The organism is Pseudomonas sp. EB271-G4-1 (assembly GCF_058791355.1).
Map to the genome: position 1 here is coordinate 1 of NZ_JBYTEO010000054.1, position 22,856 is coordinate 22,856.

General features: G+C 61.2%; 23 protein-coding genes and 2 pseudogenes. 6 read left to right on the forward strand and 19 right to left on the reverse strand.

Going from position 1 to position 22,856, the window contains the following annotated elements; genetic code table 11:
- Positions 1-462 precede the first annotated feature (462 nt).
- Positions 463-897: a hypothetical protein gene (locus AC3WWR_RS23220; RefSeq protein WP_020799224.1), complete on the forward strand. Its 435-nt coding sequence runs from the start codon at positions 463-465 to the stop codon at positions 895-897.
- Between the two features lie 197 nt (positions 898-1,094).
- Here AC3WWR_RS23220 and AC3WWR_RS23225 read toward each other — a convergent pair whose 3' ends face one another.
- From AC3WWR_RS23225 to AC3WWR_RS23270, 10 genes and pseudogenes are all read right to left on the reverse strand, one after another.
- Positions 1,095-1,511, reverse strand: coding sequence for a cytochrome ubiquinol oxidase subunit I (locus tag AC3WWR_RS23225; protein ID WP_237750044.1), 417 nt, complete (start codon positions 1,509-1,511; stop codon positions 1,095-1,097).
- Positions 1,500-1,967: pseudogene (locus AC3WWR_RS23230) on the reverse strand (cytochrome ubiquinol oxidase subunit I); the annotation flags it as partial. The pseudogene AC3WWR_RS23230 and the gene AC3WWR_RS23225, both read right to left, overlap by 12 nt.
- 69 nt (positions 1,968-2,036) lie before the next feature.
- Positions 2,037-2,537, reverse strand: coding sequence for a CinA family protein (locus AC3WWR_RS23235; RefSeq protein WP_033045559.1), 501 nt, complete (start codon positions 2,535-2,537; stop codon positions 2,037-2,039).
- Between the two features lie 38 nt (positions 2,538-2,575).
- Positions 2,576-3,742, reverse strand: coding sequence for a carboxylate-amine ligase (locus tag AC3WWR_RS23240; RefSeq protein WP_033045558.1), 1,167 nt, complete (start codon positions 3,740-3,742; stop codon positions 2,576-2,578).
- Positions 3,743-3,777: 35 nt separating this feature from the next.
- The gene (locus tag AC3WWR_RS23245; RefSeq protein WP_020799229.1) at positions 3,778-4,074 is read right to left on the reverse strand and encodes a hypothetical protein; all 297 of its coding nucleotides are present in this window, start codon (positions 4,072-4,074) and stop codon (positions 3,778-3,780) included.
- Between the two features lie 345 nt (positions 4,075-4,419).
- On the reverse strand, positions 4,420-5,241 hold the full coding sequence (locus tag AC3WWR_RS23250) for a DUF3618 domain-containing protein (RefSeq protein WP_033045557.1): 822 nt from the start codon (positions 5,239-5,241) through the stop codon (positions 4,420-4,422).
- Entirely contained in the window at positions 5,238-5,669 is a 432-nt protein-coding gene (locus tag AC3WWR_RS23255; protein ID WP_020799231.1) for a phage holin family protein, read from the reverse strand. Before AC3WWR_RS23255 ends, AC3WWR_RS23250 begins: the two co-directional genes overlap by 4 nt.
- Positions 5,669-6,325 (reverse strand): hypothetical protein, encoded by a 657-nt coding sequence (locus AC3WWR_RS23260; protein ID WP_033045555.1) that lies wholly within the window; start codon positions 6,323-6,325, stop codon positions 5,669-5,671. The genes AC3WWR_RS23255 and AC3WWR_RS23260 overlap by 1 nt, the downstream gene beginning before the upstream one ends.
- Positions 6,326-6,517: 192 nt before the next feature.
- Entirely contained in the window at positions 6,518-7,159 is a 642-nt protein-coding gene (locus AC3WWR_RS23265) for a hypothetical protein (RefSeq protein ID WP_033045554.1), read from the reverse strand.
- Between the two features lie 138 nt (positions 7,160-7,297).
- Positions 7,298-8,254, reverse strand: a complete 957-nt coding sequence (locus AC3WWR_RS23270; protein ID WP_151142066.1) for a threonine dehydratase — start codon at positions 8,252-8,254, stop codon at positions 7,298-7,300.
- 96 nt (positions 8,255-8,350) lie between these two features.
- Between AC3WWR_RS23270 and AC3WWR_RS23275 the strand changes: the two genes are divergently transcribed.
- A complete protein-coding gene (locus AC3WWR_RS23275; RefSeq protein WP_083349122.1) occupies positions 8,351-9,160 on the forward strand; it encodes a helix-turn-helix transcriptional regulator in 810 nt (269 codons plus the stop codon).
- 12 nt (positions 9,161-9,172) lie between these two features.
- Here the strand turns inward: AC3WWR_RS23275 and AC3WWR_RS23280 are convergent, their stop codons facing one another.
- Positions 9,173-9,868 carry a tRNA (adenine(22)-N(1))-methyltransferase gene (locus AC3WWR_RS23280; RefSeq protein WP_282958372.1) on the reverse strand — a complete coding sequence of 232 codons (696 nt, stop codon included), beginning with the start codon at positions 9,866-9,868 and terminating at the stop codon, positions 9,173-9,175.
- A gap of 202 nt (positions 9,869-10,070) precedes the next feature.
- Between AC3WWR_RS23280 and AC3WWR_RS23285 the strand changes: the two genes are divergently transcribed.
- Complete coding sequence (locus AC3WWR_RS23285; RefSeq protein WP_080725397.1) at positions 10,071-10,370, forward strand: hypothetical protein; 300 nt, start codon at positions 10,071-10,073, stop codon at positions 10,368-10,370.
- A gap of 775 nt (positions 10,371-11,145) precedes the next feature.
- Here the strand turns inward: AC3WWR_RS23285 and AC3WWR_RS23290 are convergent.
- The 8 genes and pseudogenes from AC3WWR_RS23290 to AC3WWR_RS23325 all read right to left on the reverse strand — a co-directional run.
- Entirely contained in the window at positions 11,146-12,765 is a 1,620-nt protein-coding gene (locus AC3WWR_RS23290; protein ID WP_492599110.1) for a mechanosensitive ion channel family protein, read from the reverse strand.
- Positions 12,766-12,899: 134 nt separating this feature from the next.
- Positions 12,900-13,916: a M14 family metallopeptidase gene (locus tag AC3WWR_RS23295; RefSeq protein ID WP_492599111.1), complete on the reverse strand. Its 1,017-nt coding sequence runs from the start codon at positions 13,914-13,916 to the stop codon at positions 12,900-12,902.
- 15 nt (positions 13,917-13,931) lie between these two features.
- Positions 13,932-14,906 (reverse strand): DMT family transporter, encoded by a 975-nt coding sequence (locus AC3WWR_RS23300; RefSeq protein WP_404821801.1) that lies wholly within the window; start codon positions 14,904-14,906, stop codon positions 13,932-13,934.
- Positions 14,903-15,601, reverse strand: a complete 699-nt coding sequence (locus AC3WWR_RS23305) for an ABC transporter permease subunit (RefSeq protein ID WP_033042791.1) — start codon at positions 15,599-15,601, stop codon at positions 14,903-14,905. Before AC3WWR_RS23305 ends, AC3WWR_RS23300 begins: the two co-directional genes overlap by 4 nt.
- Before the next feature lie 18 nt (positions 15,602-15,619).
- Positions 15,620-16,333 (reverse strand): ABC transporter permease, encoded by a 714-nt coding sequence (locus tag AC3WWR_RS23310; RefSeq protein WP_492599112.1) that lies wholly within the window; start codon positions 16,331-16,333, stop codon positions 15,620-15,622.
- Positions 16,334-16,489: 156 nt separating this feature from the next.
- On the reverse strand, positions 16,490-17,278 hold the full coding sequence (locus AC3WWR_RS23315; RefSeq protein WP_033042786.1) for a transporter substrate-binding domain-containing protein: 789 nt from the start codon (positions 17,276-17,278) through the stop codon (positions 16,490-16,492).
- Positions 17,279-17,304: 26 nt separating this feature from the next.
- A complete protein-coding gene (locus AC3WWR_RS23320; RefSeq protein WP_256874111.1) occupies positions 17,305-18,066 on the reverse strand; it encodes an ABC transporter ATP-binding protein in 762 nt (253 codons plus the stop codon).
- Between the two features lie 60 nt (positions 18,067-18,126).
- A pseudogene (locus AC3WWR_RS23325) lies at positions 18,127-18,879 on the reverse strand (aminotransferase class I/II-fold pyridoxal phosphate-dependent enzyme); the annotation flags it as partial.
- A 169-nt stretch (positions 18,880-19,048) separates the two neighbouring features.
- Between AC3WWR_RS23325 and AC3WWR_RS23330 the strand changes: the two are divergent.
- The 3 genes from AC3WWR_RS23330 to AC3WWR_RS23340 are packed head-to-tail and all read left to right on the forward strand — an operon-like array spanning position 19,049 to position 22,732.
- Positions 19,049-20,602, forward strand: coding sequence for an efflux transporter outer membrane subunit (locus tag AC3WWR_RS23330; RefSeq protein WP_050511610.1), 1,554 nt, complete (start codon positions 19,049-19,051; stop codon positions 20,600-20,602).
- Positions 20,599-21,720 carry an HlyD family secretion protein gene (locus tag AC3WWR_RS23335; protein ID WP_020799183.1) on the forward strand — a complete coding sequence of 374 codons (1,122 nt, stop codon included), beginning with the start codon at positions 20,599-20,601 and terminating at the stop codon, positions 21,718-21,720. The genes AC3WWR_RS23330 and AC3WWR_RS23335 overlap by 4 nt, the downstream gene beginning before the upstream one ends.
- A complete protein-coding gene (locus tag AC3WWR_RS23340) occupies positions 21,710-22,732 on the forward strand; it encodes a DUF2955 domain-containing protein (protein WP_033042776.1) in 1,023 nt (340 codons plus the stop codon). The genes AC3WWR_RS23335 and AC3WWR_RS23340 overlap by 11 nt, the downstream gene beginning before the upstream one ends.
- Positions 22,733-22,856 lie beyond the last annotated feature (124 nt).

Below are 22,856 nucleotides of genomic sequence, written 5' to 3' on the forward strand. Positions count from 1 at the left end.
AAAAAGGGAGTCGCTGTAAAAGCGAAACCATAAGCCGCCGTTACCGCAGCAATGGATATGTACGCAGGCAACCAATTCCACACAGGGCTTCCTGTGACACCCCGTATCACCGTCGTGCACGACTCAATTAACGCGTCGTCAGCGGAACGCGGAGCGTCCCTGGCGGCATTCCCACGCAGAGCGTGGGAACGATCATCCAGGTGCACCCGAAAAAGTCAGGTCGGCTTTAAGGCCGCCTCGCTTTAGCTCTGGATTTGGGTACCCCGTCAAACCAAGAGCCTGTTGCCCAGTTTTTCGCTGGCCCGGCGTTCCCACGTTTGGAAAAGTAAGTCGCCGTAAGGCCCAAACTCTAAGTGGCCATTACCGCAACAACGGATATTTCCCCCAAATTTCTTCATACAGGCTATTGGCTTCCATGGATGAGCTACCATAGCTAAACCGTTTTTTTATCCGGAGAAGATTATGCATCGATTGGTTAAGCCGTCGGATTATGTTCTTCAGACTGCGCTGGACAAAATGGTCTACATGCTTCCCTGGGAACGACGACATTGCCCCGGAAACCCTACGGAAGAGCCCGAGCAAGGCGCGCTGCTCTACAACCAATACATCCTGAACTTCCTGCACGGTGTGGCGCCGCGTACGCCCAGTGAACGAATCGTTGAAATTGCCCAATGGTGCCTGGCGTTAGCCGGCGAGCCTGCGCGGGCGTTGGCCGATGATTTGTCTGCGGCTTACCTCAGTCGATACAGCTTCGTGCTTGCTGATATTTCAAAATTCGACGATGAGTCGAGAGAATTTCGGGGGCATCTGGCGCTCTGGCCTGAAGAAATCAAAAAAATGCCAGCCAATCTGGTAATGGCTTTGCGAGCCAGGGCCGCGGGACTCTTACTGCGCTGACACATTGGGCAGCCAGAAAATCGGGGGCAGGCGACAGGCAAATCGATTGTTGACCTGCTCACCCCCATGCGCCAACCGCCAAGCTAATCTCCCATACGTTGTTTGTCGCTCTCCAAGGCACGCCAACACTGCCAGCAGCACCCACAGGCCCACGCCGAAGATCACCAGGTAGAACGCCAGGATTGTCCATGTCGCGCCTACCACCTGCCCCGGGTAACCGCTGACAGGCTGTCCGCCGTGCGCAGCAATCCATAAACGGTGAACGGCTGGCGGCCAACCTCTGTCGCTGTCCACCCACTCAACATCGCGAGGAATCCAGCCGAGGTCATCCCGACACTCCACCTGTACATCCAGCGCGTGGCATACAGGCGATGTCGCCACGCAGGACCAGGCTGGCCACGCCCTGCCCCAACATCAACAGGCCCAGGCCGACCATGACGCGAAAAGCAAAGAACACCGTGCACAGGGGGGATGTCCTGGGGCGGGAATTCGTCGAGGGCGGCGATGGTGCTACTCAGGTCATGCCGCAGGTACAGCGAATCCGCACGCAACAGCTGCCAGGCACTGACGCCGGCCAGTAGTGTCGCGAGACCAGGAAACGCGGCCAAGGTCATGTGCGCAAGCCGATAAGGGAAGGAAGGATTGAAGATGATTGCCCAGCAATCCCGTGCAATGAAGCGTCCATCTGCGCCAATGGCGTAACCGGCGGGTGTATGCATCCAGGAGTTGGCCGACAGGATCCAGAAGGCACTGAAGAGCGATCCGATGGCGACGGCGCAAGTGGCAAAAAAATGCAGGCGCGGGCCGACCTTCTTCATGCCGAACAACATGATGCCAAGAAAACACGCCTCCAGAAAAAAGGCCGCCAGCACTTCGCAGAAAATCAACGGGCCGAGGGTGTCTCCCGCCTGGGTCGACAGCCGCGATCAGTTGAGCCCGAACTGGTACTCCGGAATCAGCCCCGACGCCGTGCCCACCGCCACGGTGAGGGCAAACACTTTCAGCCAATAGCGGTAGACGTCCAGGAAGATCTTTTGCCGGCGCCACAGCCAAAGCGCTTCAAGCGCCATCAGGAAGTTGTGTTGCACACAGCACTCAATCGCAACTCCGGTAATCGGCTTTGTCGCCCATGGCTGTCTCTACCCACACTCGCCGGCCAACGCACGTTGATGAAAATGCGGCAGCAGCTTCAATGAGTGGTCTGCCGCCAACCGCTGCACCTCACAACGCGAACCGATGAACCGATGCTGCCGGCTGAAGATGCTCAGCCCCCGTTCGGTCTGATAAGCCCAGGCAAAACAAATGGTGCCAGCGGGAATCCCGTCGACGTCATCAGGGCCAAGGATGCCTGTCGTCGCCACAGCCACATTGGCGGTGCTGTCGTGCAGGGCTCCCAGAGCCATTTCCCGCGCCACTTCACAGCTGGTCAGATTGAACGTTGCGATCGTGTCGGGATTGACCCTCAACAGTCGCTGCTTCGCTTGGGGTGAGTAGACCACATAGCCGCTCTCGATCAGCTCTCCACTGCCTTCGACCTCGGAAAGCAGGGTGATGATTTTGCCGGCGGTGCACGACTCCGCCGTGGTCAGCAGCAATGCGTACTTGCGCAGATATTCAACAGTGTCGTCGGCAATAGGCATGGCGCCTCCCGGTAACGCCTGGTGTCGTTAATGTCGGCTCACGACTCGCACAGCGCTGGTTGCAGGTCATCACTTGCGCAGGGCTCTTGCGATGTTTCCATCAGCAGTTGATCCACCACGTCAGCGAGTGCGGCATGGGTATCCCCTGTGCTGCGCAGGGCTCGTTGGTAAACGCTGCGCTGTCGGTCGGCACTGGTGCCATTGCGCAGGATCCGGCGGGCCTGGGAAAAGACGTTTTCCACGTGCATTGACCGCGCTGTTTCACCCAGGATCTGCTGCGCCAGGACAAGCCACTGCTCGGCCGAGAAGGGTCGGTCGTACCCTTCGACGATGAATGCCCCATGCGTGCCTGACCGTTTCGCGCGCCACCGATTTTCCTTGAGGATCCAACGGGACTCTTGCGAATAGCCCGACCCAGGCCGAGGTTGATCAATCGCATAGGCCACCAGCAGTCGAAAAAACGAGGCGATACACAAGGTGTCTTCAAGGCGCGGGCAGGCATCCGTCATACGTAACTCCAGGGTCGGATACCGCGAAGCAGGACGCACTCCCCACCAGCATTCGCTGGCCTGTCTGATGGCGCCGGTACGCATCAGCAGTGCGATGTAGGCGTCTTGGGCAGCCTCATCTTCGAAGTACTCCGGGATGCCCATCCTCGGCCACTCGTCACAGGCCGTTTGCCGATAGCTCATGAAGCCGCTGTCGGCACCGTCCCAAAAGGGCGAGGAACTGCTCAGTGCCAACAACAGCGGCGTCCACGGCAAGACTTCGTTCATCACCTGGATACGATCAAGGTGACCCGGCACCTCGACATGTACGTGCAGCCCCGACAGCACACTGCGCCGGGCGACCCGTTGGTAGTCGTCAAACAGCTGGAGAAAATGATCCTGCCCGGTGGCCTGCTGCGTGCGCCAGTCAGCCAAAGGATGGCTACCCGCACAGAGCAGTCCAAGGCCGTAAGTCTCGAGCGTACGCTGCAAACGTGTGCGAGCAGAGACAAGGTAGTTCTCGGCTTCCGGCATGCAGGTGAAGATAGGGGACGCTACTTCGATCTGGCCTTGGAACATTTCATAAGCAAAGCAATTGCCCATCGCCTCCTGGCACGCTTCGATCGAAGCGCCGGGAGGCTCATCGGACATTCGCCGGGTGTGCAAGTCAGTGATGAAGTATTCCTCTTCAATTCCGAACTTCAACCGTCTGTTCATTGATGTGCCCTCGCCTTTCACACTGCCGCCTGCAATCACCCCTGATCATCAACCGCCACGTCACCATCGCTCACTTGGCCCACTCGGTGATAATCCTCTCCCGCTACTGCGCGCAGAAAAGCCAGATCGGCCTTTATTCGCAGATCACGCCACTCTTGCCAACTGACAATGCGCAGGCGATCCATTTCATCTGATTGTCTGAGCAGTTCTTCGTGATAGGCATCCGGAGATTCCTTGCGCAGTGCAATGTCATCGAGTGCTTGGTACCAGGCGTCCAATGCACACAATCTTCGTTCCTGTGCCGGCGTCAGTCGGTTTGTGAAGGCGTTCATGGCAGTGGAATTCCCGAGTCATTTCTGAATGGATCAACACGGTTCGAGGCAGGTTCATGGGGACCGACAAGAGGCGCCGACCAGGTTGCAGGTGTTCTGGTTCAGCCCAATGCGTATGCACGGTAATGACCAGGACAAACAGCCAGACTCGATTGAAGCGCTCGACTTCAGGCCGCTTGCGTCCACGTTGCAGATCTCATGGGGCACAAACCGTCCGGCCAGTCGTCCGTCTATGTTCAATCGCTTAAAACTTTTCCCGGCTGCGCGTTCTCAACTGCTGTTGCAGCAAATCCCAAGCAAAAAAAGGGAGGTCAAGATTCGACCTCCCGCCTTTCGCTTGATGCCTTACGACGTACCTAACCCACGAGACAGATCGGCTGATTGGCTGCCGGGCACGGGGCGATCCCCTACGGGCTTCTCCACATCCGTGTGCTCGGTGGTTTTAGTCACCGTATCGCGCACCGCTTCGAATCCCTCCCGAGCCTGCTGCTTGACCTTGTCGGCCAACCCTGCGGCGATCTTGCCCATGTAGCGCTGCTCGGTCGCTGTCGAGGGTAATGCTGCCCCCAACATCGCCCCCAAGGCGATGCCTGCGGCGGCCATCATCAGCGGCTGTTCCTTGAGCAACTGGCTGACCTGGTTGCTCATCTGTTGCGTTCCGCGCACCAGGCGATCGCTGGCATCGTGCACGGCATGGCTGATGTTTTCGCTGGCAGCGCCCAGGTTATCGCCCAAGTGCGCCGCTTTGCCTTTAACCGTCTGGTAACCCTCCTTCAGGGTGTCGGCAGTCTGGTGCAAATGCTCGCGCGCACCGTCGAGGCCATCCGCCAGGCCATCGGTCCACTCCCCTACCTTGTTCTCCTGTGGTTGCGCTCGATAAACGGGACGAGGAGTCGGCGGACGGTTCTGGCTCATCATCAACCATAACAGTCCCACCGACGTCACCACCGCAGGCACCGGATTATTGCGCACGCTCGTGCCAAGGTTACTCAGGAACGTAGTGCCGTTGCTCTGCATGAAAGACAACGCCTGATCGAAGACCTGACCCGGGGTGAACTTGCTTTCCAGCGCATCGACGATGTTGCCAATGCTTGCACGCTGCGCATCGATTTCACGCTCGATGGTCTCGGGGCTTTTTTGCGATTCGATTTCGAATTCACTGTTCATGAGACTCTCCTACGCAGCGCTTCCTGGTCTTTGTTCAAGGCGTCCAGCGTGCGATCAGGCTTGAAGTGGGACGGTTCGAACTGTTTTTTCCCGGATTGCAACATGGCGAACCCGACGATCATCACCACGACACCGACGATCAGTGCGGCCAGCCACGGTGCCATGACCATGCTCAAGCCATAGACCACGGACATCAGCAGAATGATGAACCCCGCCAGCAGCACAATCGCCCCGCCAGCGACACCGGCAATGCCAGCCTTGAGCGTCGTAAGGCTGGCTAGCAGCTCAGCCTTGGCCAACGCCAGTTCCTTGGTGAACAACGAGGGCACTTCGCGCGTCAACTGACGCAACAGCCCGACGACCGAAGCGTCAGTTTCAGGCACGGGAACCGGTCTTGCGCCCGGCAGATCTGGGTTATCTCTGTTCATCACAGCGCTCCTTTAAAGGACGTGGAACCGGGAGTCGGATTCGTCGCGAAGTCTGATGGATGACCCTGTCCGTTCGGCGAGGCCGGCGTGATGCCGGTTGCCAGACCCGGGTTGTGATCGGGACGTGTCGGAACGGAGGTTTCGTAAGGTCGTTGAGCGCCAAAACCACCTGACGGAGGCATTGAACGACCTGTCGCCGGATCGCCACCATCGCTATCGCTGACTGTCGCCGCAGGCGCGGTGCCGGCCTTGAGAAAACGCGAAAGGCCAAAGCCCAGCGCAATGCTGCCGGCAATGAACAATCCCGGATTATTGCGCGCCAGATCGGCCGCGTCGTGGAGCAGCTGCTCCGCGCTTTTCCCGCGCAAATTCCCCGCCAGCCCGCTCATGGACTCCGCCATGTCTGCGAGGTAGTCGGACATGCCAAGCTTGTCCTTGTCCTCAAGTTCCGAAACGAAAGATTTTGCCCCTTGGGCCAGGGCCTCGATCTGATCGGCTGCCGTGTCACGGTACTGGCCAAACTGCTCATCCACCTGCTGTCTCGCACCGCCAAGCGCTTCTGTCACGTTCTCCTTGAGGTGTTCAAAGTCAGGGGCTGGTGTTGCTGTATTGGGCTTGTCTGACAGGTTATCTGTCGTGCTGTCTGTAGTATTCATGTCGTCCCTCGCCTTCTGAGTGAAGAAAAGCGTTATCAGGGTTCGCCACGAAATAGCCGCAGCCCCCCTCCCTTCTGATGACGGGACAGTGTGATGGGGAGTTCCAATGGAATGATGAGTGATCAATACTTCTCAAGCGGGAAGCCCACCTGTTGCGTCAGTGCCAAGGCTGGGAGCTCGCGCCCCTCTCACCTAGCAGGTACAACGGATCGTGGTGACCACCAGCGCTACCAGCTGACAAACAGGTATCCAGGCGACCTGGACGATCAGCAACAGGGTAAAGGACAGGAAGGCCCTGAGCAGAAAGGCATGGGTCATCCTGATGCAGGACAGCTTGCGATGGGTCCCGGTGTGGTTGTGCCTCACGGCAAGCAGCAGTTTCTCCACCAGCTCGGGCTTGGGATCGGTCTTGCACCACAGGCTCGCCAGGTCACTGGCGTCGACCCGGCTTGAGGTTGATACCTTGAGCGTTTCGAATGCCCATATACCTGCGCGAAACAGATACAAGGTGGCCACCAGGAAGATGCCCAACCAGACGATGCTGTAGCCGATGGTTGATTTGTCGCTCCAGATGCTCGCAAGCAAAGAGGCTAACACCGGTGCGAGCGCGGTGACGGCTGCCAGGTAGAGGCTGGCTTTGGCGTCTGCGGTTTTTCGTCGATCCGATTCGGCATCATCGAGGCGTCGCGCTTCTTCAAGCGCCGCATCGGTGTCAACGTCCCAGTTGGCCGCCCTGATACTCGTGTTGTCCTGCTGATGCCCGGTCTCTTGCTCCTTGAGCGCTTGCGTAGTGAGCGTTTGCAACCGGGGCCAGATCAACTCTGAAAGGTTCATGGGCGGCCAATGCCTTGGAGTTCATCGACAATGGCGCGGGGATAGGCACGGCGGCTACCTTGTCCCGCCACGCCCGCTGCCAATGGGGTTGATTTCATGATAGTCGAGTGCGCCGTATCTGACGGAGGGGCAAACCCGTCAGCCGATCACGCGCGCATACACCGATCTGTCGACGTTGCCACCGGACAGGATCACCCCCACCCTTTTGCCCCTCATTGCGTCGCGCTCCTGGATGAGCGCTGCCAGGGCGGCGGCGCCTGCGCCTTCTGCGAGATTGTGGGTATCGGTGTAATACATGCACATGGCCTCGGCAATCTGCGCCTCGTTGACCGACACGATCCGCGCTGCACCTGCCGCGTAGACGGCAAAGGCTTCGGCAATCGGCTTGCGCACGGCGAGGCCGTCGGCAAAGGTGTCGGCAGAGGCGGTTTCACATAGTGCACCCGTTTCAAAGGATAATTTCGCGGCTGCCGCCTCGGTGGACACCACGCCGACCACTTGGGTTTTCAGGCCCAGCGCATCGCGGGCGGCAATCACTGCGCAAATCCCCGAGCCACAACCAATCGGCACGTAGACGGTATCCAGGTCCGGCGCGGCCTTGAACAGTTCCAGCGCATAGGTGGCCACGCCTTTGACCAGCTCGGTGTGGAATGGCGGTACCAGGTAAAGGCCATGGACCTGTGCCAGGCGTGCGGCTTCCTCGCGGGCCTCATCGAAATCGCGGCCATGTTCGACCACTTCGCCGCCAAATCCGCGCATGGCATTGTTCTTTTCCAGAGAGTTACCTTGAGGCACGACAATCAGCGAATTCAACCCCTGCGCGCTGGCCGCCAGCGCCAGGCTTTGACCATGATTGCCGCGGGTGGCAGTGGCAATGCCTCGCACGCCCGGGTGCGTGCGCTTGAGCCAGTGCATGAAGGTAATGCCGCCACGCACCTTGAATGCACCGGTCGGCGTGTGGTTTTCGTGCTTGACCCACACGGTGCAACCCAGGCGTTCAGCCAGCAAGGGCCAGGGGTACTGCGCGGTGGCAGGCATCACCTGGTAAACCAGGCGAGCAGCTTGTTCGATATCGTCGCGAGTCAGTGTGTGCATGAGGAGGCTCCCAGGGGTTTGGCCCAGTCTAGACACGCACGCCCTTGGCCGGCTTTCAGAAAACCGACCTGACTTTCGGCCCCCTTCTTAATTACTATGGTGTGTATGAACCCTCTCAACCGCCTGCAACCGCCATTCCCGCCTGAACCGGTGCGCCGTATCGAGGTGGGGCCATGGGCGATCGAACTGCTGCCCGGCAGCGCCTACGCGACCCGATATGTCGCGAACCAGTCGGCGATTGGCTTTGCCTTCGACAGCCAGCGCGGCCTGCACGCCATCGGCAGCGATCGGGTACAACCCTTCATTGCCATGCCCAACGGCCTGGCGTTCGTCCCCACCGGGTGTGACGTATTGTCTGAATCGCCAACGGGCGGTGAATACCTGCGGGTGATACGCACCGACGGGAGGGTATTGCCGGGGGATCGGGCCTTTAACAACCGCATGGATCCGCAGGCGACCGCCCTCGCCCTGCGAATGCGCGGTGCGCTGTTACAGGCTGGGGTGGCGGACGATTGGGAGGCCTGGGCACTCGCACTGGCTGAGCGCGCTACAATGAACGCAGGTTTGTCGACTCCGCTGCAAGGCTCACTAACGCCCAACCGCATGCGCTTGCTCGATGAGTTCATCGATGCCGGCCTCGACGGCCCGCTGGGTGTGCAGGCAATGGCGCAATTGCTCGGGTTGTCCGAAGGTTATTTCATGCGTGCGTTCAAGCAGGCGACGGGGCAAAGCCCGCACAGTTACCTGATTGACCGGCGCCTTGCCAAGGCGCGTGCCCTGATGCGTGATTCGACCGCGAGGCTGGCGGACATCGCCCACGCCTGCGGTTTCAACTCCCAGGCGCACATGACGACCACCTTCAGGCAGCGTCTTGGCGTGAGTCCCGCGCAGTTGCGTGGTTGCTAGTCCCGGATGGGGTTAAGCCAGCAGCTCAGTGATCCATCGGGCCTGCCGGGTGATGTCCTGCATCTTCTCCTCGGGCACGGCCTGCCGCGCCCGCGCGAAATGGCCCAGGGTCTTGTGCTTGACGCGCAGCATTCGCTGCCATTTGGCCAGGAACACGGGGCTGCGGGCCTGCATCTGCAATGGGCCGAAGTACAGTTCCTGGGCGCTATACACCATCGGTCCGGCGCGCTCGGCGACGATGATTTCGTAATAAAAGCGATTTTCCCGCAGCACTTCCTCACAAAGGATGCGGTAGCCATTTTCCATCAGCCATAGGCGAAGTGGCTGTTCGCCGCCGTTGGGCTGCAGGATCAGGCGTTCCTGGCCGCTCAGGCGCGCCTTGCCGCTGTCGAGGATGTCGCGGATGGTCTCGCCGCCCATGCCACAGAGGCTGATCGCCGTGATGTCGTCTTCCGGCTCGATTGCTGCCAGGCCATTGGCCAGGCGTACGCTGATCCGTGCGTGCTGGCCGCTCTCGCGCACGGTGCGTTCGGCCGAGCGAAATGGTGTCAACGCCACCTCACCGGCCACTGCCGCGCTGATCGCGCCACGGCGCATCAACGCCACTGGCAGGTAGCCGTGATCCGAGCCGATATCGGCCAGGCGCGCGCCGGCTGGCACATGCGCCGCCACGCGTTCCAGGCGCATGGACAATGTCTGTTCGTTCAATTACTACCCCTTTTCACCCCGAACTAGCAGCACCTTTGGCCCGATCGGGGGGGCGATTCTGTCGAGTAACGCCGTGCATTTCAAATTTATGCGACAAGGGCGCCATGACTGTTGATCGGCAACACCTTCACCAGCCCCCCAGGCCGACTAGACTGATCAGGCACACCACCGGTTGCCAGCCGCTTGAGCCAGGGGAAACGGGATGACCGCAATAACAGTGCGCCAATGCTCGTCATGGGTCCTGCCCTCTTTTCTCGCCATCAACCTGGTGCTGACAGCGGGATGTGCGGGCAAGAACACCTCGGCTCGCAACTCGGCCTCAGGCACAGGCGCAAGCTGCTATGCCAAAGCCCTGCCCTCCGCTGGCGAAGGCGGCCTGGCCTTTGGCTCCACCTTGAGCATTGCGCGGCAGAAGTCGTTGAATAACTGCATACGTTATGCGGGTCGTTCGGGGGGTACACCCGGGACGTGCCAGGTGGTGTTGTCGGAGTGCAGGCATTGATCTGGCGGTCGCTAGGTGAGTCAGGTTTCCCGCGTGATCGTTGACCTTCATCGCGAGCAAGCTCCACAGCTACAACAACTCTCTGTCGCCAATAGCCATGGAGCAGTTCAGCATGCTCGCGATGGACGCTGGGCACCTGACGGCCCGCGGTGCTGTGATCGTTGCCACGCTCTGCGTGGGAATGCATCCTGTGACGCTCCGCGTCACCATTGCGCTCGGCTCACGTCATGCACCGTCAGCGGAACGCGGAGCGTCCCTGGCGGCATTCCCACGCAGAGCATGGGAACGATCACAACGCGGACAGATCTGCAATCAGGTCGGCTGTCAGGCCGCCTCGCTTTTGATTGTGATCTGGCTTTTGATTTTCTTGCCCCCTCGAGAGGCCGAGTGGAGGTTCTGCGCAGTGGGTAAACCGGCATGGATGCCGGTTTAGCCGCGCACGGCCATGGATGGCCGATCGCGGCGACCCACGGAGCAGGACCGGAGCGAGGGCATGCCGAGCCGAAGCGAGGCACCGAACGCCAGGGGCAAGAGCCCTTGGTTACTTGGGGCTGTTCCAAGTGACTCGCTGTAAAAGCGAAACCCCAGGTGGCCGTTACCGCAGAAATGGATATGTACCCGGTCAACAAAACCCAGGTCGGATGTCAGGCCGCCATCGCTGCGATGCGGCGACCCGACAAGCCAGCTCCCACAGGGGATCGTGCTCACCTGAAATCAGGCCCACGGCCACAAGGTTGAAGCCGGCAAAAGAACGGTGGCGTCTAGTCAGTTTCACTCAGGGATGCCCGGTTTTTTGCGCCGGTGCCGCATACCATTTATCCCTGGGCACCCGCTTCTCATGCTCGGGATCGCCCAGATAGTGCGGCGACATGATCTGCACTTCGTACTCGTTGAACACATCCTGGATATTGGCGTGCAGCATGCTCAACAACATCGCGCGGGGGCGTGGCTGGCTGGGGATGGCCTGGGCCACGAGGCGATACTCGGGATAAAAATCCGACAGGGCTGTCTGGAATACCTGCGCTGGCGGTTCATCGAGCACGCCCGGGGTGCGCCTGGCGGCTTCCAGCAGCATGGCTTCGACCTGACGCCACGGCGTGTCGTAGCCGATGGTCACCACGGTGTCGACCACATAACCCGGGCCCTGCACGGTGCGCGAATAGTTCTTGGTGACGGTGGCGGTAATCATTGAATTGGGCAGGGTAAGTACTTCCCCAAGGCCGGTGCGAATGCGCGTGGTAAACATGCCCAGCTCCGTCACCGTGCCTTCGTATTCGCCAATGCGCACGAACTCGCCGGGGCGTAAGGTGCGCGTGTAGGTCAGGATCAACCCGGACGCGGCCTGCCCGACCACGCTGGTGGCGCCCAGGGAAATCATCAGGCCGATCAGCACCGATAAACCCTTGAAGGCTTCAGTGCCAGCGCCCGGCAGGTAGGGATAGGCCATGGCCAGGGCGAACAGCCAGATGGCCAGCGACGTCAGGCGCTGGGTCGGTTGCAAGGTTTCCTGGTTCAACCAGCTGAAGGTGCCAGGGGTGGCCATGCGCCGCAGGATCCGACGGGCGAAGACCGTGGTGCCGCGGGCAATGAAAAAGATCGCCAAGGCCACGCCCAGTCCGGGTATCGCGCCGACGATGCCCTGGAATAGATAACCGGCGACTTCCAACAGGTAGTTGTTGAGGCTTTCGCCCCAAGGCCGGGTGTAGGGAAAGCGGGACAGGACAAAACCCAGCCATTCGTAGGTCAGCAGCAAGACGACCAGCCAGCGCAATATCCCCAGCAGGCGGCTGACCAGCGGATACAGGTAGTTGGCATCGATCACCTGCACCCGTCCGACTTTCAACGCCTGGGTGTGCCGGTGCATCAGGTCCGGCAGTTTTTTCAGCAAGCGACGGCGCAGGTACGCCATGCCCCAGAGCAACACAACATAGATACCGGTAGCCAGCGCTGCACCCGCCAACGATCTGAGAATCAAGTGCAGGCTACGGGCTTCCTGGGTTTCGGCCACCACTTGGCGCAGTTTGCCAGCAGCACTTTCAGCCGCCTGCCTGACTGATTCGAACTCGGTGGTATCGACATCCTTGGGGGAAACGATAAACGCGCGCTTGGCGCCCAGCAGCACCAGGTAACTACCCTGGATGCCATCAAGGGTGACACTCAGGTCGTCCGCATCATCCAGTGCTTCGTTGATCGCTGTCTTGGCCCGTTTGACCCGGATCTGCGGCGCTTCACCGAGTAATGCACCGCGAAACACAATGATGCTGCGATTGGCGATTTTCAGTTCCGCAGGCGCCGGTTGCGCCTCCAGCGGTGGGGGAGCGTCCTCGGCTCGCAGCAATATCGACCAGCACATCGCGACAATGACGATCAATGGGGCGAGCAACCAGCTGCGCATGCATCCGTTCCTTACGTCACTGGGTTCTGGACAGGGTACGTATCGCAGCGTAGTCCAGCGACGGACGGTTGTCAGATATCGTCAACCGGCGTTCAACATGCACACCGGTGATCGGCCACTGCCGCCGTTGCGCCTCAGTTGGGATCCAGCAACCCACCGCTCCAGTGCCGCGAAAGGCGACTGCCAGTGAACTTCGCCACCCCCATGCCCCGGGCGATCAAACGATCGCGATAGCGTGTGACCAGGCGCCCGGTCTGCTCGGCATACAGCACCACTTCGGAGGACGGGTCACCTGGGCGGCGCAGGATTCGTGCAAAGCGCTGCCCCTGCTCGACCTGATCGCCCAGTTCCTTCTCGAAGATCAGCACCCCGGGCTGCGGCGCGACAATGGTCTCCATGTGGCCCATCTCCACGGCCTCGACGGCCCAGTCGGCGGGCGCCAGCGCATCGTCGAGGATGCCTTGGCCACAAAGCCAGGCGTAAAGCCCCTGTGCATCCTGCTCGGCAAAACGGTCGCTGACGTCACCCTGCCCTCGCAGCTCCAGGGTCGCGGCCAGGCGCTGCCCAGTCGTGCCGTCGCGCAGCCATGGCGCAATAATCGTTTCCTCGAACGAACCGTCGCCGCCGTCATCCCAGATGATCGCCAGGTCCATCCGCAGCGCCGCCGCCAGTTCACGGCCACGGGGCCAGAAACTGCGGTGCACATACAGGTAGGGCAGCGCTTCGTCGTCGGTGTGCAGGTCCAGCATCACATCCGCCGGTGCCGCCAGTTGCACCAGTTTCTGTTGCCACTCCTGGACATTGGTCGAAGGCCGCGGCATCGCGGCCGACCGATCGAAGCCACGGTTGAAGTTCTGTCCGCTGGCATCGTGAAAACGTCCCAGGATCCGCCCCTGGCGAAACTGACCGATACCCAGCGGGTTGGCCTGTGGTACCACGGTCACGCTGCCGTTGAGGCGGCCTTGGGACTCGGCCACCTCAAGGCGTTGCATCAACAGGTGCAGCACCAGCATGCCGGCGATTTCATCGGCATGTACCCCGGCCTGCAAGTGCACCTTGGGCCCACCGCGGCCGCCCTCGAAACGCCAGGCACCGACCTGTACCGGCTCACCATTGTTGTTGCGAACCTCGAATGAAACATCCTGCGCCATAAGCCAGTCCTCCTGTCATTGATCCACGACACTCGCTCGGCCGCCATCGGGCTTGCCCTCGGCCGCTTCGGGATAGAGAGGCTGCGACACCGAGCATTCGGCACCGACGACCTCCTGCGACGGGTGCCGGCCGAAAATCATCGCCAGGGTGCCGCTGACCGCAATCAACCCGGCGCCGATCATCAGCGACACATCCATCAGCGTGCCCCAGATCAGGCTCGACAGCAGGAACGCCCAGATCAGCCCGGTGTACTCGAACGGCGCCAGCACGGTCGCGGTGGCACGCTGGAAACTGGCGAACAGCAGGAACTGGCCGATGCCGCCCATCAGTCCCGCACCGAGCATGCCCAGCCAGGCGGGAACCGGTGCCGGGGTGTGGGTCCAAGGCAACGCCAGTGCCATGCAGATGACGAACACCACGTTGGTAATCAACATCTGTTCGAGCACCGAGGTCTGCTCATCCACCTGGCGCAACTGGATGTAGGTGAACGCCCAGCACATCGCCGCCAACAGGGTCAGGACAATCGGCAGCGGATCGCCCATGTCGCTGGGGCGACAAGCAATCACCACGCCGATGAATCCGATGATCAGGGTGAACCATTGCCAACCGTTGACGCGCTCCTTGAGAATCGCCGTCGCCAGCACCGTGACCATGATCGGTGCCGAGAAATACAGGGTGGTCATCTCCGCCAGCGTCAGGTCGCGGGCCGCCGTGTAATACAGCAGCCAGGCAGCGATCGACAGCAAGCCGCGCACCACCAGCAGCCGCCGGCTGGACGAACGCCAGGCACGCCGAACCAGTTGCAAACGGCCGAGCAGCAAACAGGCGAGCACCACCACCAGGGCGCGCCAGAACAGGATGGTGAACACCGAATAATCAGCCACCAGCCACTTGATACCGGCATCCTGCAAGGACAGGAACGCGTAGCCCAATGTGCACAGGCCGATGCCTTGCAAGGAGCGGTCAACCAACGGCGTACTCTTCATCATGCGGACCTGCGAACCGGGGTGCCACGACGCTCGGCGAAGGCGAAAAGCGCCTCGATCAGGAACGTCAGGCACACGTAGACACCGGCCACCAGCAGCAACGGCTCATACACCTGCAGGGTTTGCGCGCGCACCACGTTGGCCGCGCCCAACAGATCGATCACGGCGATGGTCGAGGCCAGGGCCGTGGATTTGAGCAGCATCACGGTTTCCCCAGCCAACGTCGGCAACAGCAAGCGCAGCGCCCGGGGCAAGCGCACCCGCAGCAGGGCCTGGCGTGGGGTCATGCCGAACGCCGAAGCCGCTTCCATTTCGCCTTTGGGCACCGCCAGCAAGCCACCACGGATCACTTCGCCGACATAGGCCCCCACCGACACCACCAGGGCGAACACGATGTACCAGTAACCATCACGCAAGTATGGCCAGAGGAAACTGCCGCGAATCAATGGAAACTGCGCAAACAGACTGCCCAGGCCGTAGTAGAAAATGTAGATCTGGATCAGCAAGGGGGTGCCGCGGGTCACGCTGGTATAAAACAGGCTGAGCTTGGCGATGACTTTGTTCCTGGAGATCCTGGCCAGCGCTACCAGCACCGCCAGGAAAAAACCGAACACGCTGGCAATCAACAGGATCAAAAGGGTCGTTTGCAGCCCGCGGGCCAACAGCGATGCGTATTCAACTATCCACGTTGGGATCATTTGATTCTCTCTGCCGGTTCAGTCGACAAGAGGCATCCAGCGACGAATGCGTCGCTCGAGCCGTCCCGACAGGTAGTTGGAAGCCAGCGTCACCGCGTAGTACAGCGCCGCGGCCGTGAGGTAGAACAACAGGTAATGACGCGTCGAACCCGCCGCTTGCCGGGCGGTGTACAACAGTTCGTTGGTGCCGACCACGCTGATCAGGGCGCTGTCCTTGATCAGGTTGATCCACAGGTTGGCCATCCCCGCCATCGCATAGGGCGCCATGATCGGCAGCGTGACGCGCCGGAACAAAGCGAAGCCGTGCAGTCCGAAGGCCTTTGCCGCTTCGATCTGGCCGAAAGGAATGGCCAGGATCGCCGCCCGGAAAATCTCCGAGGCGTAGGCGCCCTGCACCAGCCCCAGCACCACGATCGCCGCCAGCGGGCCGCTGACGTTTACCGCGTCGTAACCCAGCGTTGCCATCAGTGCGTTGAGCAGCATTGAGCCGACGTAGTACAGCAACAGGATCAGCAGCAACTCCGGCACCGCGCGAAACAAGGTGGTGTAACCGCGAGCCAACGCGGCAATCGGCCTTGGCCCGCCCAACTTGAGGCAGGCCACCAACAGGCCGATGGCCAGCCCGAGCACGAAGGCCCCGGCGGATATCTGCAGGGTCATCCATAAGCCCCTGAGCAGCGCCGCCCCCCATCCTTGCTCGCTGAAACCGATCAAATCGAACATAGCTGGCATGTTGTTCTCCAGTCAGTGACCTTGAAGGCGCCACTTGCCCCTGTGGGAGCGGGCTTGCTCGCGAAAGCGGTATGCCATTTAGCGATGATGTCGACCGCCACACCGCCTTCGCGAGCAAGCCCGCTCCCACATGGGATCCGTGTACAGATCTGGCTATCAGAACGCCGGCTTCACGCTCGTGCCGAAGTAGCTTTGGGACAGGTCGTCATAATCCTTGCTCGCCAGCAGTTCCTGGATGGCTTTGTCGAGTTTGGCCTTGAGCTCGGTGTCGTCCTTGCGCAGGCCTGCGCCCACGCCCTTGCCGAAGATCGGGTCATACGGCACGGCGCCGAGGTAATCCAGGTTGCTCTTGCTGGCATCCGGTGTCTTGACGAAGGCCGCCATGGCGGTGCCGTCGGCCATCATCAGGTCGAGGCGACCGGCGATCAGGTCGGCGTTGACCGAATCCTGAGTGTCGTAATACTTCACGTCGGCGATTTTTTCGTAGTAGGTCTTCAGGTAGCTGGCGCTGACCGTGGAGTTCTGCACGCCGATGGTCTTGCCCTTGAGGTCGTCCGGGTATTTCTTGACGACAGCGTCCTTTGGTCCGACAACCGCCACCACGGAGTCGTAGTAGGCCTTGCTGAAAGCGATCTGTTTTTCCCGTTCTTCGGTCACCGACATCGAGGAAAAAATCACGTCGATTTTCTTTGCCAGCAACGACGGAATAATCCCGTCCCATGCCACTTCCTTGATCTCGCACTCGGCTTTCATTTCGCTGCACAGCTTGTGGATCAGGTCCACTTCAAAACCTTTCCATTCGCCGTTGGCCTGTTTCTCGGTGTACGGCGGATAGGGTTCGGCGGCGACCGCGAACCTGATCGGTTGTGCCTGCGCCGCGCTCATGCCAGCCAGCATTACAGCGGCCGCGCCGGTCAACCAGTTTGCCAAACGTCGATTTCCCATGGTTTTTGCCCCGTCTTTTGTTGTTTTTAGCGAGTTTGATGAGCGTTGACGAATTGCCGGCAACGCTCGCTGCGTGGGTGTACGAACACGTCGTCCGGCGTACCGGTTTCCTCGATCAGCCCTTGATGCAAAAAGGCGACTTTGGAGGAGACATCGCGGGCGAAGGCCATTTCATGGGTCACCAGGATCATGGTCCGGCCTTCCTCAGCGAGAGAGCGGATCACCCGAAGCACTTCCCCGACCAGTTCCGGGTCGAGTGCCGAGGTGGGTTCATCGAACAGCATGACCTTGGGCCGCATGGCCAGGGCCCGGGCGATGGCCACCCGTTGTTGCTGCCCTCCGGAGAGAAAAGCCGGGTACTCGTTGCGCTTGGCCGCCAGCCCCACCCGTTCAAGCAAGGCTTCGGCGCGCTCGGTCGCCTCGGCCCGGCTTTCGCGCAGGACCTGGGTCGGCGCTTCGATGAGGTTTTCCAGGACCGTGCGATGGGGCCAGAGGTTGAAGTTCTGGAACACCATGCCCAGGCTCGAACGGATGCGCACCAGTTGCTTGGCATCAGACACCAACGGTGCGCCGGGGCGGGTGTGGTTCAAGTGAATGCTTTCGCCATCTACCAGGATGCGTCCCTGGTCCGGGACTTCGAGCATGTTGATGCAGCGCAGCAAGGTGCTTTTGCCGGAGCCACTGGCGCCGATCAGCGAGATCACCTCGCCCTCGCGCGCCGTCAGGGACACGCCCTTGAGCACCTCGATGTTGCCGAAGCGTTTGTGTAGGCCTTCGACTTCGATCATGGTTCGCGCGGTGACCGGTTCGCTGACCGGCCTGCTCGTCACGCCGCTGACCACAGGCCGTGGTCCCTGGGTTTTCAACGCCAGGACAAAATCATGGATACGCTCGCAGGTCCTGGCCAACACCAGGGATTCGGCACGCGCCACCAGGGCGGGATCAGCGATGATCCAACCCATGTGCCAATCGGCCATTGGGTGGGATTTCGCCAGGCTACCCATCACCACACAACGCTCGGCCATGCCCGGCGCTACCGTGAGGCTCAGGTTCTGGTGCTGCAGTGTCAGGTCCTCATGGACTTCATCGATGACCACCCACAGGTCATGGGCAATGGCGAGTCTGGCGATGGCTTGCATTGGTTCGTGCTTGAGCATCGCACTGGCCAGGAAAATTGCCCGGGTACGCGGGGTAATCGCCTTGGCCAGCAGCGCTGCATCAATGGACGCCACCCGCACCAGCGTGGCGCCGCAGGCCTTGAGCGGCGCGTCGCCGGTCGGGTGCATCGGATCGACGACAATCACCTCGTCCCCGGCGGCGAGCAGGCATTTCGACGTGATGAGCAAGGCGTCCTGCGCCCCTGTCAGCGTGATCACGTTTGTGGCGTTGAGTTCACGCCCAAACAGCTTGCCGTAGTGCCCGGCGAGCGCTTCACGTAAAACCGGCCGATCGGTAAGTTCGCTGCCGTGGGGGTCATCAATAGCGGCTACGCCTTGTTCCGGGATCCGCTCAACAAAGGGTGAAAACCGCATGCCAGTGCCTCGTTCAAGATGAAGAAACGCAAGCCCGCAACCAGCCGGGAAAGAAGGTGAAACGAACATAGTTCAAGCTGAACACTCGTTCAACAGAAAACTGATGGTGGTTCGCGTTCAGCGCAAACAGGTCGTTTTTACGATAGTCGCGACGTTTTTACCTATTGCTTGGTAACGTCATGCAGAAGGCAAGCTGACGACTATGCTGCTGTGATGTCCTTTGGTTGGAAAACGCCCAATGCAATCAGCTACATCCACGCGGATGCGACGCCACCAGCTACTGCTGTTAGGCGTAGTGGTCCTCGGCGGTTGCGTACGACTGGGGCCGGACTTCCAGCCACCCGGCGAAGACTGGGTCGATCACTGGAACACCCCGGCCCTTGAGCATGCCAGCCAACGCGGGGTGTACCCGGACACCCGCCAGTGGTGGCAAATTTTCGCCGACCCGGTGCTCGACCGGTTGATCGCCGAGTCGGATGCGCGCAATACCAGCCTGAAGATCGCTGGTTTGCGCGTGATGGAGGCCCGCGCGCAATTAGGCATCGCGCAAAGCGGGCGATACCCGCAACTGCAGCAGATCAGCGCTGACAGCGTCTACATCAACCGCCATCAGTCCGGCGGAACCAACCCGGTAGACAGCCATTTCTGGCAACACAGCGCCGGATTCGATGTGGGCTGGGAACTGGATTTCTGGGGACGCTTCAGCCGTGCCATCGAAGCCGCCGATGCCAGCTACTTCGCGGCTGAGGCCAACTATGACGACGTGCTGGTCCTGGTGCGGGCGCAGGTCGCCGACTCTTATTTCTTCCTGCGCACCACCGAGGCACGCTTGCGCGTCGCCAACGAAAACGCCCGCCAACAGCAGCGTAATTACGAGATCACCGAAAGACTGTTCAACAGCGGCCAGACCGCCGAACTTGACCTGCAACAAGCCAAGACCCAATACCTGGGCACGTTGAGCACCATCCCCGTACTGGAAGATCAGCTGTCCCGCACCCGCAATGCCTTGGCCGTGTTGATCGGCCAACCACCCGGTGCGCTGCCGCTGGTAGTCGACAACAGCCAATTGATCCCGCTGGTCGATCGCGCCGTTTTGCAGGATGTCCCGGCCAATCTGCTGCTGCGCCGGCCCGATGTGCGTGCGGCCGAGCTGAACGTTGCGGCACAGTCGGCGCTGATCGGCGTCGCCGAAACCGATTTCTACCCGGCCCTGACGTTGCTCGGCGGCATCGTCTGGTCGACCGACACCTTGAGCGGAACGTCGCGCAGTCTCGACCTGATCGGCGGCCCGAGCCTGCGCTGGAACGTGTTCGACTATGGCCGCATCAGCAACAACGTGCGCGTGCAGGATGCGCGCTTGCAGCAGTTGATCGAAGCCTATCGCGACAAGGTGCGCCAGGCCGCACGCGAGGCGGATGACGCCGCCAACGGCCTGACCCGCGCCCTGCAACGTGAGCGCATCCTGCGCGATGCGGAAAAAGCCGCGCAACGCTCGCTGGCCTTGGCCAACACGCTCTACCGCGAAGGTTACTCGGATTTCCAACGGGTGCTGGATGCCCAAAGGGCACTGCTCGAACTGCAGGACAGCTACCTGCTCAGTCGAGGCGATGCGGTGAGCAATGTGATTGCCCTGTACAAGGCCCTGGGCGGCGGTTGGTACAGCGCCCAGCCCAAGGTCGATCGCGCCACGCGCCAGCAGATGGAACAACGCACCGACTGGGGCGACTTGCTCGCCGAGCCCCCGGCGCAGCAGCCCGCCTTCCCTTTGCCCAATCAGGTGAAAGAACCATGACTGAAGCCGCGCCTTCCCCCCAGCCCGCGCCGGCCGCCGCCGACCCGACGAAAAAAGGCATCAAGTGGGTCTTGCTGCTGATCGTCCTGAGCCTGGCCTGGTACCTGCTGGCTGACCGCTTCACACCCTATACCCAGCAGGCACGGGTGGGTGCGTTTGTGATTCCGGTGGCGGCGGAAGTCGCCGGCCGGGTGACACGTGTCAACGTGCGAAATAACCAGGATGTGAAAGCCGGCGAGGTGATTTTCGAGATTGACCCGCAGCCCTACCAGATCGCCGTGGATCGCGCGCGCGCCGACCTTGAATCCACCCGCCGGCAGATCGGCGCCAGCACCGCCGGTATCGCATCGGCGCAAGCCAGTCTGCGCGCGGCGCAGGCCAACGAACTCAAGGCGCGACAGGACAATCAGCGTCTTGAGGGCTTGTACCGCGAAGACCCCGGAACCATTTCCGTGCGCCTGCTGGAGGTGTCCCGCGCCAACCGCGAGGCAGCTGTCAGCCAGGTCGCCGCGGCCCGCGCCGAAGTGCAGCGCGCCCGTGAGCAGGAAGGCGGCAGCGAGGAAGACAACGCCCTGTTGCGCAGTGCCGCGACCGCCCTGTCGAAAGCCGAGCTGGACCTTTCCAACACACAGATTCGCGCCCGTTCGGCTGGCTTGATCACCGACCTGCGCACCGATGTCGGCCAATTCGCCGCAGCCGGCAACCCGGTGATGACACTGATCGCGATCCACGATGTGTGGATCAGCGCGGACATGACCGAGAACAACCTGGCGCTGGTCCGGCCCGAAACCCCGGTGTCGATCGCCCTCGACGCACTGCCCGGCGAAGTGTTCCAGGGTCGCGTGCGCAGTATCGGCTACGGCGTCAGTGTGGGTCAGCCGACCGCGCCCGGCAGCCTTCCCACGGTGCAGAACAGCCGTGACTGGCTACGCCCGGCCCAGCGTTTTCCGGTGGTCATCGAGTTTTCCCCCGAGTCACTGACCCTGCTCAAGGACAACCGCGCCATCCGTTCCGGCGGCCAGGCCGAAGTCATGGCCTTCCCTGCCGAAGGCAACGTGCTCAACCCGCTGGGCCGCTTGTTCCTGTGGCTGATGAGCTGGCTGTCGTATGCCTACTGAGCGCTCGCCCAGGGTGCAGCGCGCGCTGCGCCTGGCCTGTGGCACAGCGCTGTGCCTGGCCGCGAGTTTTGGCCTGGGCATGCCGATCCCCTTCCTGGCGCCGGTGCTGGGGGCATTGTTGCTGGTCAGCCTCAATCGCCCGTTGCCGTTCAAGGCCACCCTGGTGCTGGCGCTGACCGCGATGCTGACCACCGGCATCGGCCTGCTGTTGATCCCGCTCCTGCGTTACTACGCCTTCAGCGGCGTGCTGTTGATCGGCCTCGGCCTGCTGATGGTGTTTCGCTTTGGCCAGCGGGGTGGCAATAACCTGGTGGTGACCTTCCTGGTGATCGGCCTGACCATGATCCCGGCGGCCGGGGTCGCCGACTTCGGCCTGGCGGCAACGGTGATCAAGGCGTTGACCAGCGGCTTGCTCCTGGCGGTCCTGGTCGGCAGGGTCAGTCACTGGCTGTTCCCGGAACCCGCCAACGCCCCGACGCCCCCGCCCGCCCCGGCATTGTCTGAGACAGACGTCGACCGCGTCGCATTGCGCGCAACCCTGATCGTGATCCCAACCTTCCTGCTGGCACTGATCGACCCCGCCAGCTACCTGCCCATCGTCCTCAAGGCGGTGAGCCTGGGACAACAGAGTTCCAGCACCAACGCCCGCGATGCCGCCCGCGAGCTGATTGGCTCGACCCTGCTCGGCGGCCTGCTGGCGATTGCGTTCTGGAGCGCACTGACGGTTTTCGTGCACCTGTGGATGTTCTTCCTGTGGATGCTGCTGTTCGCCCTGATCCTGGCCCGCAAGCTTTATGGCTTGAGTGCGGGCCGGTTCAGTCCTGGCTTCTGGCTTAATACCTTGATCACACTGATTATCCTGTTGGGGCAATCGGTTCAGGACAGCCTGGCGGGCAAGGACGTCTACACCGCCTTTGCGGTGCGCATGGGGTTGTTCATTGCGGTGACGTTGTATGCCTGCCTGATGGTGTATTTGCTGGACCAGCGACAAAAGACCAGTCTCCGGATTTAAACATCCCCTGTAGGAGCGAGCATGCTCGCGATGGAGGCTCAGGCACCGCGGGGTGTCAGATGGCCAGCGTTTTCGTTCACGACCATCGTCGGAACGCCGCCCGGAGCATGCTCGCTCCTACACG